The sequence below is a fragment of the uncultured Methanobrevibacter sp. genome (assembly GCF_902764455.1).
GTDB lineage: Archaea > Methanobacteriota > Methanobacteria > Methanobacteriales > Methanobacteriaceae > Methanocatella.
On the sequence record NZ_CACWVY010000027.1, the window covers coordinates 1 to 14,553 of the forward strand.

The following is a 14,553-nucleotide window of genomic DNA, read 5'->3' on the forward strand; positions in this document are numbered from 1 at the left end:
CAACAGTAACACCAACAGGCCTTAAACCATCTTGATCATTACCATCATCCCAAACCTTAGTAACATTCAAATCAGTCACAGCAGGAACATGAGTATTAGATACAGTCCAGTTGTAAGCAGTACTATTAGAAACAACAGACACATAACCACCAACAACAGCAACTTCCTCAATAGTATAATTGATTAAATCACCATTACTATAAACAGGCAAATCAGTGAAAGTATGTTTCCAACCATTAGAAGCATTCAATACATACACAGCAACTACACCAACATCATCAGATAAAACAACAGTAACACCAACAGGCCTTAAACCATCTTGATCATTACCATCATCCCAAACCTTAGTAACATTCAAATCAGTCACAGCAGGAACATGAGTATTAGCATGAGTATTAGTAATAGTAAAGTTATCAACAGTGTTATTAACATATGAAACAGTATATTTGTCAACTACTTCCTCACTGAAGTTATACTTAATCTTCTTACCATCTTTATAAACATAAAGATCAGTGAAATAATAAGCCCACTTATTAGACTCATTCAATTCAACAGTCTGGTAAATAACACCATCAGCAAGCAAATTAACAACAACACTAACAGGCCTTACACCATCACGATTATTATCATCATCCCAAACCTTAGTAACATTAACAGAAGTCCTCAAAGGAGTATGACTATTTTTAACAGTGAAATTATAAGGAGTACTATTAGAAACAACAACTGAATAATTACCATTATTCAAAATTTCTTTAATAGTATATTCAACCTTTTTAGTATTATTATAAACATATAAGTTATCAAATGTATGTTTCCATCCATCTGCAGCTGTTAAAGTATAAGTAGCATTCAACTTACCATCAGCATACAACTCAACAACAACACTAACAGGCCTTACACCATCACGATTACCATCATCAACCCAAACCTTAGTAACATTAACAGAAGTCACTTCAGGAATATGACTATTAGTAACAGTGAAATTATAAGGAGAAATTATAAGGAGTGTTATTAGCATATGTGACATTATAATTAGCAACAGACAACTCAGTAACATTGTACTTAATTAAAGCACCACCATTTTTATAAACAGGTAAACCACTGAAATTACCTCTCCAATTATTAGTCGCATTCAACACAACTTCCCCAATAATAACATTAGGATCATCAACATCAAACAATCTAACAACAACACTAACAGGCATTACACCATCACGATTACCATCATCAACCCAAACCTTAGTAACATTAACAGAAGTCACTTCAACATCAAATTTATAGGTATTGTTAGCAATTATAACAGTAAAATCATCTACAGTTTTATTAATGATATTCATTGTATAATTTTCAATAGGGATTTCACTAACTGTATAATTAATCACTTTACCATCTTTAACCATTGGCAATTCGACGAAAATATGATTCCAATTATTTTTATCAGATAAAACAATTTCATCAATTTTCTTACCGTCAGCGAATAAAATAATGGTTACATTTTCAGGTCTCATACCATGTTGATTATTGTTATCATTCCATACTTTAGTGACATTAACTCTTATTGGTACAACTTCAGTTTTATTCTCTGTAGTTTTATTCTCAGTTACATTGGAATTTGCAACAACAACATTGGTAAAATTACCACTAACAGTTGTATTGAAAATAACTCTGAAAGAAGCACTAGCGTTTTTAGCTAAAACACCATCAAGGACAAATTTATCCCCAACACGTTTCCAGTTACCTGTACCGTTAACATAACTATCAAATACTAATCCAGTGTATGATTTCTCAACGACAGTGACATTGCCTAAATCACAGTCACCAGTATTGCGAACAACAATATTGAAACTAGTCTGATTACCAAGATAAACAGTCTTGTTCAAAGTAATCTTTTCAACAGTCATGTTAGGCTTGTAAGCTGTAGTTTTGTTTGTTGCATTCAATGTTTCCATTAAAGCATGAGCATTTAATGAAACCTTGTTTACTAAGGTACCGTTTGTTAATGTTTTAAACCAAATTGTGAAAGTATAACTTTCACCAACATTTATTGGTGAGTAACGTCCGACATATTCTCTTTCAATGGACATTCTACCATCTTGAGATATGGAATTAGAGTCAATACGATAATATTTAACAACATTAAGTGTTTTATTAGTTTTATCGACATTAGTTAATACTTTAAAGTAAAGACGTGAAGTTACATTTTCATGAGCATTTATCACTCCTGAATAGAAAAATGTTCCATCTGCATTTTCAGTTAGATTAACATTTGTACAGTTAACAAACTTCAATTCAGCAGGATTATAAATACTGCTAAATGTTATATTTTCAAGAGGACTGTCACAGGTATTATTCAAACAGATATCATATACAACAAAATCATTACCGTTAGTGTCGTTGAATGTATCATTATATATTCTGTTTATTTTAATATTACCTTCTTGAGATAATAAATTGTTATCTTCACTAAAACTATATTTAATAATCTTAGGAATCATAGCAGCCAAATTAACATCTTTATTTAATATTTTAAAGTAAAGACTAAGTGTTTTACTTCTGTGAGCCTTAATCTCATCGATGAATAAAAATGTACCATCTGGATTTTTAATCAAATCGGCATTTGCACATTTAACAAACTCCAATTGAGACGGATCATAAACATTGCCGAATACTGTATTTTCAAGATTTTTACCACAGGTATTCTCTAAATAAATATTATATATAACAATGTCACCTACATCAGGGTCATGATAGAAAGTGAATGTATCGTTATTTTTAATCCAAGTTTTATTATCAGAATGACGGATGTATTCCAATTCAGTTGAATTATAAATTTCTTTTATTGTAATATTTACAAGAGGTTTATCTCCAGTGTTATTGACTGTAATATTAAATGCTACAGTATCATTTACTGTGATAAAGTCTGTGGTGTTTAAATAAGTCTTGTCTATTTTTGGTATTGGAGTAATAAGGAACAGGAATAGACTCTGTGAAGCAGGAGACATTAAAGTTGAAAAATGATACTTAATCATTGTACCCTTAACCATTTTTGTTTGATCCTGACTGATTCTCTCCCCATTGTCATAACGCCTCAATATTTCTTGCACAAATGGATGTTTACTTTTTCTGAAGTCATGATCAGAGAATACGTGAACCGCTCTGCTGTAATAATCTGTACGGCTGATTGGAACCCAATTTGATCTATCATCTTTTATTAAGTGAGGATAGTCTTCATATCCTTCAGGATATAATGTAAAATCATCTTGTGCATGAGGGTAAACCTCTTCCATTGAATTAAATGCCACATAAACCAAAAGTTTCAGGTATTCAACAATACTTTCTTTAGATTTTACGTTTATTAATCCCTGTAATGATTCGTCGTATGCCCCATATTTTGGCAGTAGAGAATTTCTTTCAAAACACATTCCAATATATGAATTGTTCATCAGACGTGTTGAATTACCGATATTGTATCGGATAATTTCTGCTAAATCACTAGGAACATAAGCAATATTCTCATCAGGAATATGCAAATCTATTAAATCCAATGTACCACTATGATAAATATCATTACCGTATTTTGCGCTGTTGGAAGAGAAGTGTGAAGCGTTGATTTTTGAATCATATGAATGGATAGCACCACCCATGTTTGCAGAGTTGTTTATGAAAGTACAGTTATCCATTTCTGTATCAAGGGATGCTATAGCACCACCGTAATTTTGACAGGTGTTGTTAATAAATCTTGTGTTCTGAATATATTTATCTGCATGATAATAATAGTAATCACAGGCTATTGCTCCACCTGCATACATTGCATGGTTTTTGTAGAAATATGAATTATTTACTAAACATGCTCCTTCATCAATCCAGTGGATAGCTCCACCTTTGTATGCGGAGTTTTCTATAAATGTTGAATTGTCAACAGTACCGTATGCATCTAAAGCAAGAGCACCACCAACATACGCTAGTACCTTATTCCTAATGAAAGTTGAACCGTTGATTAACAGATTTTTTCCAACACCGTTAATCGCACCACCTTCACTTGATGCATTGTTTTCAGTGAATGTTGAATTATAAATTACTCCATGGTCACCCATCCAGTGAATAGCACCACCATTAGCATAAACAACATTTCTTTCAAAAATACAATTTTCTACAATTGCATAATCATCAGAAATACTTAATGCTCCTCCTTCAGAGAAGTTACCCTCGTTGAATACACTATTTGAAATAAATTTAGTATTATTTATAGTTGCGTTATTTCCAACCCAGTAAACAGCTCCTCCTTGAGCATACTGTTGACCTTTAGTTTTTACAATATTGCTATCAAACACAGAGTGGTCAATAACACCATTTTTACCTTGCCAGAAGATAGCTCCAGCATTAATCTTAGGTCTAACATCAATAGGCAATTTGAGGTTTTCTTCATTGGTAAACGCACCGTTTTGGGTGAAACGAGAATTATCCACGGTTACATTATCACCTATGAAAATATAAATAGCACCACCCATACTAGCATTGTTATAAGACATATTGGTATTGTTTACTAGTGAATTGCCATGATAGATATAAAGAGCACCACCATAAGATGCATTATTATGTTCAAAGCGTGAGTTATCTATGGTATTGTTTTCTCCATTCAATTGAACAGCACCACCATTATTGCTAGCAGTGTTATAATAAAATTCACTTCGATTTATAATATTTCCTTTTGATTCTACATAAACAGCACCAGCAATCAAATTAGCTTCATTGTGCTTGAATATTGAGCCACGAATAGTGTTGTTAAGATCCTGATTAGCATGTTCTGAATTTTCCGCTATGAAGATTGCACCACCTCTACCAGAGTATAAGTTTGAACTTGAAGAGTCTCCTATAGCCTTATTTTCAGTAAAGTTAGAACAATCAATAGTATTGTTTGTTCCAAGAATTTCGATAGCACCTGCTCTATCAGCATAATTTTTATTAAATTCCGAATTGTTTACAACTGCATTATCCCTTTGTAGATATATTGCACCTGCAAATCCATCAGCATAATTTTTATTAAATTCTGAATTATTAATTAATAAATTATTACGCACCTCTATTGCACCAGCACTAACTCTTGCATTATTATCCTTGAATTCAGAACCTTCAATTGTTCCATTTATTCCCTCCCATACTATTGCTCCACCAGTTCGGGCAGTGTTTTCATTAAATTTTGAACCGCTAATTGTTCCATTAGCCCCAATCCAATAAATCGCACCACCTTGATCAGCGTTATGTTTATTGAATTCTGAGTTTAATATTTCTACATTGTTACCATCAACATAAACAGCAGCACCATTACCTCCAGAACTATTAATTGAATTTTCATTGAATTTAGATTCATCTATAGTGATATTACTACCAGAAATACAAATTGCACCTGCAAATGAATCTGCAATGTTATGATTAATTACTGAATTATTAAGAGTGTTATCATGACCTGCCATATAAATAGCACCGGCACCAACATCAGCATGGTTATTTTCAAAAGTGGAATCATTAACCAAGTTATCATAACCAGCTAAATAAACAGCACCACCAAAATATCCGTCATTACTTTCAAAAGTAGAAGCATTAACCAAGTTATCATAACCAGCTAAATAAACAGCACCACCATAATAGTAAACGTCATTATTTTTAAAAGTGGAATCATTAACCAAGTTATCATAACCAACTAAATAAACAGCACCACCATAATACTCAGCATGATTATTTTCAAAAGTAGAACCATTAATCAAGTTATCATGACCGCCTAAAAAAACAGTACCATAATCTCCTTCATTACTTTCAAAAGTAGAATCATTAACCAAGTTATTATTACCATTTAAATAAACAGCACTACCTTGAGATGCATAATTATCATTAAAAGTAGAATCATTAACCAAGTTATTATTACCCTTTAAATAAACAGCACCACCATAAGATGATGCTTGATTGCTTTCAAAAGTACAATTCTGAACTAAATTTTGAGTTCCTGTTACATAAACAGATCCTCCCCTTTGTCCATTTTTGTTATTTTTAAAAGTGGAATTGTAAATTGAATTACGTCCACCTTCCACATAAACAGCACCACCTAAATAATTTCTACCGTCATTTTTCTCAAAAGTACAGTTTATAATATTATTGTAATAACCACCTAATAAAAGAGCACCACCATAGTATGCTTGATTATCGATAAATTTTGAATTAATTACTTTATTACCCATACCTGTAATTGAGAGCGGACCCTCAGTTGACATAGTATTGTTTTTGAATGTACAATTGTCAACTGTACAGAAATTACCTTCAATAAGAACACTTGAATTTTCATTACAATTTACAAAAGTAATATTTTGCAAAGTAACATGTTTGGTGGTGTTTAAAATATGGAATACCATTGCCTGATTTTCACCGCTTATTGTGTGACCATTACCAACAATAGTAATAGACTGAAGAACTGTTATGTTTTTTATAGCATCCAAGTCAGAATACGCATAATTTTTATCAAGACTAAGAATACCGCCATAATTTGAATCAATCAAACTCTGCAGTTCCGTATAGTTTCCAACATCACCTGATTGAAGAGTGTTTTGAGAATTAGTTGCACTTAATTTTACATTGATGTCATTAGCATTTTCTGCTAAAACAGCGCTATCGCTATCCAACATCAATTTTCCATCTTCCGTTCCAACCACAGAGTTATCTCCAGCTGAAACTGCATTCATTACCATTAATAATAGAAAAACTATTAATAAAATACTTTCTAGTTTAAATTTCATTGTTTTCCTCAAAAGAGAGTCAAATCAACACATAAACTACTCAAATAATATAAATTCAATTTATTTAAAGTTAATTAAACCTTCTAATCTAATAAAATCAACTATTATCGTACAAGAAAGACAAGTTATAACCGATTAACCAATTATTCTCATCATAAAAGTACTAAGCCGAATAATACCAACCATACAGTTAAATTAAACATTAACATTTGATTATCTTATTATTTAGATTTGATCTAACTCAATAAATTTTAAAATATATTATTTTTAATGATTAATAAATTAAAAAAATTTAATTAATCATTAAGCATAGTCTAATCATTAATTAAACTATACCTTTTCAATGTTTGTGCAATATAAAAATATTGAAATTAATATTGCAATATTATATCTTTTTTTAATACTATTTAAACATATTTAAAAAAAATTCTTAATTTTTTAAGAGAAATATTAAATATTTTTTATAATAATATTCCAACATTTAAAAAATATACACAAAACACAGTTATTAAAAAAATCACTTCTTTTTTAAAAAATAATTATAAAAAAATGATAAATAGTAATATATTCATGGAAAAAAAATCTTATTTTAATGAAAAAATACAAATTTATATAATAAATATGGAATAAAATTTAATTAATATCCGTAAAAAATAATATACAAATTCTGAACATGCAAAAAAAATAATAAAAAAAGTCAAAAAAGAAAATAAAATTACTCCTCAATCCATGCATTTACAATGCCTTTTGCATCATAGACATCTGCACCCTGAATTGACAAGCCCCTTTTGATTTCAGCACCCTCACATAATTTCTTTAAATCTTTTAGTGATGAACCAAAACCTGATCCTTCATGAGTAACAAAAGGTTTAACAATTTTTCCGGCAAAATCAAGCTTTTCCAGCTGTGTAAACATCGGCATCGGAAGGGTTCCCCACCAGTTTGGAAAACCTATGTAAATAGTATCGTAGCCGTCAATACTTTCCAAAGTTTCTTTGATTTCAGGCCTTGCATCTGACTGCTGTTCCTTTTTGGCAACATCAATGCATTTCATGTAATCGGCAGGATATTCTTCAGCAGGTTCGACTTTAAACAAATCAGCACCATCAAGTTCATGAATATATTCAGCGATTACTTCGGTGTTTCCCTTTTCGATGTTTTTAAGTTCACCGCCGAAGTAGTTTTCACCGTTTCTTGAAAAATAAATAACTAAACTGGACATAATATCAAAAAAAAATAAAGAATAAAATTAATTATTCTTTAATGGAACGAGCCAATTCTGCACCTTTTTCAAAAGCTTCTGCTAAAACATCTTCATCAGGTACAAACAATACATCCAAAGTATCGGTTACAGTGAAACCTGCTTCCTCTAAATCTCTTTGGAGTTTAGCTACAGCTCCTCCACCCCATCCTTTGGATGAAAAGATTAAAGCGTTTTTCTCACTGCCTGTTCCTTTGAAGTTAACGCAGTCAAGCCAGTACATCATGTTTCCAATTCTTGGGAAAGGCTTGTTCATCATTGTAGGAGCACCAAGTGCAATAGCTTTGGAGTCTAAAATGTCTGTAATTACATCGTCAGGACCGTCTTCCTGCATGAAATACATTTCAACTTCAACTCCTTCACTCATTATACCTTCAGCGATTTGGTATGCGAGCTTTTCGGTTGAGTGGTGCATAGTATCATAAATAACTGTGATTTTGTCTTTACATACACCAGATCCCCATTCAGTGTATTTTTCTACAATTGGAGCAGGGTTTTTCCAGATTTGACCGTGACATGGTGCAATCATTTTGATTTCATTGATTAAACCAGTATCGGTTAATTCCTGCAATTTCATTCTAAGCATTGGAGAACCGAGAGTTACAAGATTTGCATAGTATTTTTGTGCTTCCTTAAGAAGGTAGTCAACAGAGTAGTCTTCGTCAAATCTTTTGGAGTGGCACACGTGCTGTCCGAATGCGTCGTTTGAGAAGAGAATTCCTTCTTCAGCCAAAAATGTGAACATGCTGTCAGGCCAGTGAAGCATTGGTGCTGAGATGAATTTCAATGTTCTGCCACCGATGTCAATTTCATCACCTGTAGCTACAGCAGTGATTTCCAAATCAGAGAAGTTATGGTATTGTGCTTCCAAAAAGTTAATACAGTTTTGAGATGCATATATTTCTGCATCCGGATTATATTTGTCAATAGTGTCTCTTAAATAGGTTGAATGATCCATTTCAGAGTGGTTTTGTACAAATACGTCGATTTTAACGTCTTTTCCTTCTTGTGCAAATGCATCTTCAATTCTCGCATCTAATTGATTTTGCAAGCCTGTGTATGTATTGTCAATCAATACAGTTTTTTCTTCACCAAATACTAAATATGCGTTGTAGGTGGTTCCTGGAATTCCATAACCGTGGAAAGTTCTACTGTTCCAGTGAATTACACCAACCCAGTAAACACCATCTGCTATTTTTACAGCTTTTGCTTTCATATCTATTACCTCAATAATTTAGGTTATATAGATTTATATTAAATGTACTATATATAATATTATATTTATAAGAAGGAGTTATTATTTTGAATAAAAGAATCGATTTACATATGCACAGTTTATTTAGTGACGGTGAATTATTGCCATCAGAACTTGCAAGAAGAGCATTGAAATTAAATCATGAAGTTATAGCAATAACCGACCATGTCGACTGGTCAAACGTAGAAACAATTCCGGCAATTCAGGATGCGATTGATGATATTAATGCAAACTGGGACATTACCGTCGTTTTAGGTGCAGAAGTTACCCATGCACCATGCGAGTCCATTGACGGAATAGCAAAAAGGGCAAAACAGTTAGGAGCCAAAATCGTTGTCGTGCATGGTGAAACATTAAATGAGCCTGTAACTCCCGGAACAAACAGAGCAGCTGTTGAATCAAAACATGTTGATATTTTAGGCCATCCCGGTTTAATTACTAAAGAGGAAGCAGAAATTGCACTTGAAAATGACATTTATCTTGAAATTTCAGCACGTAAAGGACATTGTCTTGGAAACGGGCATGTAGCAAATATTGCCCGTGAAGTTGGAAACAAACTGCTCGTTGATACAGATACCCATTCACCTGATAACTTAATCACATTTGAAAAGTCATATGAAATAGCTTTGGGTGCAGGATTAAGTCATGATGAAGCAATGAAAGCACTTGTAGACAATCCTCGTGAACTTTTAAAAAGCAAAGGAATTTTATAAAATCTCAAAAGCAACTATAACTCATCACCATTTGAAAATATTTTTAAAAATGAATTCATTGGATATATCAAAGCAACTATCTAAACAAAAAAATATATCCGATTATTACATTTGAATCTAAAAACGAGTTCATATTATCCCCATAATATATTATTAATTTCAATAATCGTATCTTCAAATTCTCCAGAATAGATATACACTTTTGTATAAAAAAAATCTTTTTGATTATTCAAAAAAGTTAAAAAAGATACATATTCATTTTCATACTCATCATTTTTTAGTAATTTTTGATGAATCAAATTAAAAAAATTAAATAACAATTTCTCTATAAACCTCAAATGAATTAGGAATAATTTGATATCATTTAATAGATAATCTATCATTCGTTTTATAGTTAAAAAATTATAAAATTCATTTTCTAAACTTTCAATTGGAGCCAGCATATAAGCAATTTCTGAAAGTGAATCCATAATGTATGATAAATCATTTAAAAAAGCATCATCATGAGAATATAAATCAACCAACTCTTCAATTGAAATATCATCCTGTGATTTGACATTAGAAAAAATTTCATGAATTTTTTTATAGATATCCTTTAAATTATCAAAATCTGTTTTATCATTAAGCATATCAGCATACATTTTTTCACCGAACAATGGTTTTTAGTTAATTACCACTATATCCGGCTTTATTTATATATTTTTCTAGATAAATGACTACAATTTTACATAATCAGACAACTTTTTGTCTAAAACTAAAAATAATTACTTTAAAACATTATATTTTAAAATTAAGTCTTTACCCAGAGTATAAGAATCTATTAACTCCAATCTGACGGCTTCATCCATCAAATCAAAGCCTTCACCATCAAAGAAAGTCTTTGCATTTGATCCCCCTACAACCATAGGAGCTACACAAATGCTTATCTCATCAATAAGACCTGCTTTAATCATTGAGAAGTTTAAAGTTGATCCTCCTTCAAGCATTAGCTTTTCAATTCCTTCCTCATGAAGATAGCTCATAAGTGATGTCAAATCCACTCTTTCGTCACCGCTCCAAAAAAACTTCACTCCACGTTTTTTAAAGACTTCATATTTTTCTGATTTGATGAAATCATCCTTAAATTCATTGGCGCATGCAATTATTGTTTTTGCATCATCATTAGTTATTCTTGCATCAATTGGGGTTCTGCATTTACTGTCAACAACAACTCTTACAGGATTATCTTCAGGATTTGCGTCAATTTTATGAACTGTCAGTCGAGGGTCATCTGCCAAAACAGTTCCGATTCCAACCATTATCCCGTCACACTGCTTTCTTATTTCATGAACCCTTTTAAGGTCTTCTTCACCGGAAATGTTGGAGCTTCCGGTTTGGGTTGCAATTTTACCGTCCAGTGTCATTGCAGCATTCAATATTACATATGGTCTCATTTAATCACCTATACATGATAGAACATTTCCTTGATTTGCAGGAAGTTCATCAATGTCTTACTTTCAAGCATTCCAGGCATTATCAATGCCACGGCAATACCTAATATTCCAAATGCTATGCCTATTGCCCAAATGATTTTTACAGCATCCTTTTCTGCAATAGGTTTTCTTAAAATCAGTCTGATTAATGATTTAAAACCTGCATCAGGTCTTACCAGTTTTCCATCTTCGTTTAATTGTGTCGGTTTTTGCTGGGAACGGTTCATGACACCTGCGGAGTAGAATTTCAAAGCGGCGTCAATAATATTTGGCATGAGCACAATAAGTGCAATCAGTTTTACCCTTCCGATAAATGCGATACATACAATAGCCGCACCGATAATAAGTGTTCCGGTGTCTCCCGGGAAAATTTTAGCAGGATATCTGTTAAAGTATAGAAATGCAAGCAATGCCCCAAGCATACTCATAGAAATGATTGTTACATCATATTTTCCTAAGATGATACATGCTATTGTCAGTGAGGTCATTGAAATAACACCCAGTCCTGATTCGATTCCATTTAAACCTGCAAGCATGTTTGTCAGGTTGGATCCGATGGACAATGCTATTGGAATGACGATCAGATAAAAAAGACCTACGTTTGGCGGTGCAACCCACATCAAAGGAAGGCCTGCAATGAAAAGCAAAAAGAATTTTGATTTTGATGAAAGTGCAAGCAAATCATCAATAATGCCGATCATTCCTACAAGCAGTATTACAACAAGAACTGTTACAAGCTGGAATGCAATAATGTCGTGCATATAGATACCTGAAAACATTCCTATTACAAATCCGAATATAATTCCGAATCCGCCCATTTCAGCTACAACAGGTTTCCAGGATTTGTGAATGTCTTTTCCTACAATGTCTGCTTCTTCAAGTTTTCTAATAATTTTCGGCATGAATAATCGGGTTGCAAAAAAAGAAATCAAACCACAGATTATAGCTATCGCATACAATGGAAGTTGTGGTAAAATCATCATGATTAATTATTTAACATTCCTTATTAAAATAAGTAATTATTTTTTATTTAGAATATAATAGACACTTCTTAAAGGAATATCCAATTTTTCTGAAATATCTCTGGCAGACATTCCCTCGTCTTTGAGATTTTTAATTTCGGCGTGGTTGTATTTTCGTTTTCTGTTATCAAAACTGGCTTTGCTTTTTCTTAAAAGGTAATAGACTCTATTTAAAGTAATGTTTAATTTATCTGCAATTTCTTTTGGTTTTAATCCTTCATCGGACAATTTTAAAACCTCAAATTCCGCACCGTTGCTTTGTGATTTTGCTCCCCAGTTATATTTTTTAATAACTTCAATATCCAGCTGTGAAAGTGCATCGACATATGTCTTTGAGGTTCTATCATAAACGCTTGGAGAGCATGTAATCTCTGAGAGGTTAGGATATTCCTCAATTAAATCCACAATCATGGATGATGATAAAGCCTTTGTAATATGGATAGTTGTTGTTTCATCACTCATATTATCACTATTTCTTAATTAAGTCCAGGAATTTTTTGGACTTGTCGCTTTTCGGATTTCTGATTTGGTCAATGTGCTTTATTTCTTTTTTGATTCTGGATTCGTTAATGTTGAAAGCGTTGCTTATTTCTTCTATGCTAATTTCTGAGTTTTCACTTATGAGGGCTGCTCCCAGTGCAACCTGATTGAATTTTATGTTTGAGTTTCTGGACTGTTTTTCAAACTTGAATTTTTCATATAAAAGCAGGTCCTTTTCGGGAACTGAGATAATTTTGATGTCTGCAAAATTTCTCAGGATTTCTATAACTTTAGGATAGGAATTCTGGAATACCTTTCTCTGTTCACGGTCAAGTTCAACCCGGATATATGGAAATGGTCCTGCGATGATTTTACGGGAATTGTTGGATGTGGTCATGTAATATCTGAACATGTCCCATAATATCAGTGCTGAAGCGATATTTTTAAAGGTATTTACATAAATTGATTCCCTGATTTTCAAATCCCTGTTGAATGACCTTTTCAGATTGCCGAAACGGTCTGCATAATTCAGTTTGATTAGTTCCTTTTGGATTTGGGATTCTCTCCATTGCTCAATTGCATTCAAATCGAACTTGTCAATATAATCGGGAGTCTGATTTTCATATTCGGAAAGGATTTCATAATATTTGTTGAGTCTTTTAAAATCAGTCAGCCTTCTTTTAAGTATGTCATCCTTAACGTTTTCAATAATTTCTTCACCATATTTGACATATGCTATTGCAAGGGCTGTTCTTGCATGTTTGTCGTCGATGATGGCGGGTTTGGTTCTGTGGAACCTTAAAGTTTCAATTCTGACATTTCGTCCGTAGATGCGTCTGACTTCCTCTTCATAGTTATTTACATATTCAGATCCAAGAGAAACATTCTTTCTAATCAGACGATTGTTCTTATCCCTGAATCTGATAACAAGAGATATTGTTTTTACAACACCTTTACGTTCCTGCTTTAAAATATTGAGAACCTGCTTGAATGATTCCCTTCCATAATTGGAAAATTGACTCATAAGCACCATGTAATTTCCGGATAGAGGAAGATAGGGAATTATTTCTAGCCTGAATGTGGCTTCCCTGTTAATTTTAAATGTAAATCCCTGAGACCCGCAGCTGCATTTTGCCTCTTTTTGCATATATTCCTCCATGGAATACTTTTTATAACAGGAATTACATTTAACGTATCCGAATTGCTCAAGATTGCCTATTGCAATTTTATGTGAATCAATAGCTGACTTTACCCTATCCAGTATGTTTTTCTTGGAGTTGGCTTTCATTCTGAATATCTGATTATGTCTTGAATTTTCACCAACCTCTTCAAGGGACACTTCAGATACTGATTTGTTTCCATATCTGCTGAGGGATGTAAAGGGTGTTGTGTATCCTTGAGCATCCATATCGTCTTTAAGGCTCTGCAAATAGTCTAGTCTGTCAACTAGTTTAAAGTAAAGATTTTTGAAATTATCAAAATCATCAATCTTTTCCAGACTAATTGAATCATTTGATATTTCTTTTAGATAGTTCTCGGCTTTATTTACCAGGACAGACTCTTCCATT

10 protein-coding genes are annotated in these 14,553 nt (G+C 32.5%); 1 reads left to right on the forward strand and 9 read right to left on the reverse strand.

Going from position 1 to position 14,553, the window contains the following annotated elements; all coding sequences use genetic code 11:
* From QZU75_RS09120 to QZU75_RS09135, 4 genes are all read right to left on the reverse strand, one after another.
* Window positions 1–1,018 (reverse strand): Cna B-type domain-containing protein (locus tag QZU75_RS09120; protein WP_296883196.1); only part of this gene is annotated, 1,018 nt, incomplete at its 3' end.
* Window positions 984–6,728 carry a Cna B-type domain-containing protein gene (locus tag QZU75_RS09125; RefSeq protein WP_296883198.1) on the reverse strand — a complete coding sequence of 1,915 codons (5,745 nt, stop codon included), beginning with the start codon at window positions 6,726–6,728 and terminating at the stop codon, window positions 984–986. The genes QZU75_RS09120 and QZU75_RS09125, both read right to left, overlap by 35 nt.
* Before the next feature lie 769 nt (window positions 6,729–7,497).
* The gene (locus tag QZU75_RS09130; protein ID WP_296883200.1) at window positions 7,498–8,004 is read right to left on the reverse strand and encodes a flavodoxin; all 507 of its coding nucleotides are present in this window, start codon (window positions 8,002–8,004) and stop codon (window positions 7,498–7,500) included.
* A 31-nt stretch (window positions 8,005–8,035) separates the two neighbouring features.
* On the reverse strand, window positions 8,036–9,259 hold the full coding sequence (locus QZU75_RS09135; RefSeq protein ID WP_296883201.1) for an FprA family A-type flavoprotein: 1,224 nt from the start codon (window positions 9,257–9,259) through the stop codon (window positions 8,036–8,038).
* A gap of 86 nt (window positions 9,260–9,345) precedes the next feature.
* On the opposite strand from QZU75_RS09135, the gene QZU75_RS09140 reads away from it, so the two are divergent.
* Window positions 9,346–10,011, forward strand: coding sequence for a histidinol phosphate phosphatase domain-containing protein (locus tag QZU75_RS09140; RefSeq protein ID WP_296883203.1), 666 nt, complete (start codon window positions 9,346–9,348; stop codon window positions 10,009–10,011).
* A gap of 134 nt (window positions 10,012–10,145) precedes the next feature.
* Here the strand turns inward: QZU75_RS09140 and QZU75_RS09145 are convergent, their stop codons facing one another.
* From QZU75_RS09145 to QZU75_RS09165, 5 genes are all read right to left on the reverse strand, one after another.
* Window positions 10,146–10,652 carry a hypothetical protein gene (locus QZU75_RS09145; RefSeq protein ID WP_296883205.1) on the reverse strand — a complete coding sequence of 169 codons (507 nt, stop codon included), beginning with the start codon at window positions 10,650–10,652 and terminating at the stop codon, window positions 10,146–10,148.
* Between the two features lie 123 nt (window positions 10,653–10,775).
* Window positions 10,776–11,444, reverse strand: a complete 669-nt coding sequence (locus tag QZU75_RS09150) for a 2,5-diamino-6-(ribosylamino)-4(3H)-pyrimidinone 5'-phosphate reductase (RefSeq protein WP_296883207.1) — start codon at window positions 11,442–11,444, stop codon at window positions 10,776–10,778.
* A gap of 8 nt (window positions 11,445–11,452) precedes the next feature.
* Window positions 11,453–12,466: a glycosyltransferase 4 family protein gene (locus QZU75_RS09155; protein ID WP_296883208.1), complete on the reverse strand. Its 1,014-nt coding sequence runs from the start codon at window positions 12,464–12,466 to the stop codon at window positions 11,453–11,455.
* 36 nt (window positions 12,467–12,502) lie between these two features.
* Window positions 12,503–12,967 (reverse strand): hypothetical protein, encoded by a 465-nt coding sequence (locus QZU75_RS09160; protein ID WP_296883209.1) that lies wholly within the window; start codon window positions 12,965–12,967, stop codon window positions 12,503–12,505.
* 7 nt (window positions 12,968–12,974) lie between these two features.
* On the reverse strand, window positions 12,975–14,552 hold the full coding sequence (locus QZU75_RS09165; RefSeq protein WP_296883211.1) for a DUF530 domain-containing protein: 1,578 nt from the start codon (window positions 14,550–14,552) through the stop codon (window positions 12,975–12,977).
* Between the last annotated feature and the right edge of the window lies 1 nt (window position 14,553).

What these genes read in the sequence shown, in the direction of transcription:
- QZU75_RS09125 (WP_296883198.1), bottom strand. Translation starts at nt 6,728, where the DNA reads ATGAATGCAGTTTCAGCTGGAGATAACTCTGTGGTTGGAACGGAAGAT.
- QZU75_RS09130 (WP_296883200.1), bottom strand. Translation starts at nt 8,004, where the DNA reads ATGTCCAGTTTAGTTATTTATTTTTCAAGAAACGGTGAAAACTACTTC.
- QZU75_RS09135 (WP_296883201.1), bottom strand. Translation starts at nt 9,259, where the DNA reads ATGAAAGCAAAAGCTGTAAAAATAGCAGATGGTGTTTACTGGGTTGGT.
- QZU75_RS09145 (WP_296883205.1), bottom strand. Translation starts at nt 10,652, where the DNA reads ATGTATGCTGATATGCTTAATGATAAAACAGATTTTGATAATTTAAAG.
- QZU75_RS09150 (WP_296883207.1), bottom strand. Translation starts at nt 11,444, where the DNA reads ATGAGACCATATGTAATATTGAATGCTGCAATGACACTGGACGGTAAA.
- QZU75_RS09155 (WP_296883208.1), bottom strand. Translation starts at nt 12,466, where the DNA reads ATGATGATTTTACCACAACTTCCATTGTATGCGATAGCTATAATCTGT.
- QZU75_RS09160 (WP_296883209.1), bottom strand. Translation starts at nt 12,967, where the DNA reads ATGAGTGATGAAACAACAACTATCCATATTACAAAGGCTTTATCATCA.
- QZU75_RS09165 (WP_296883211.1), bottom strand. Translation starts at nt 14,552, where the DNA reads ATGGAAGAGTCTGTCCTGGTAAATAAAGCCGAGAACTATCTAAAAGAA.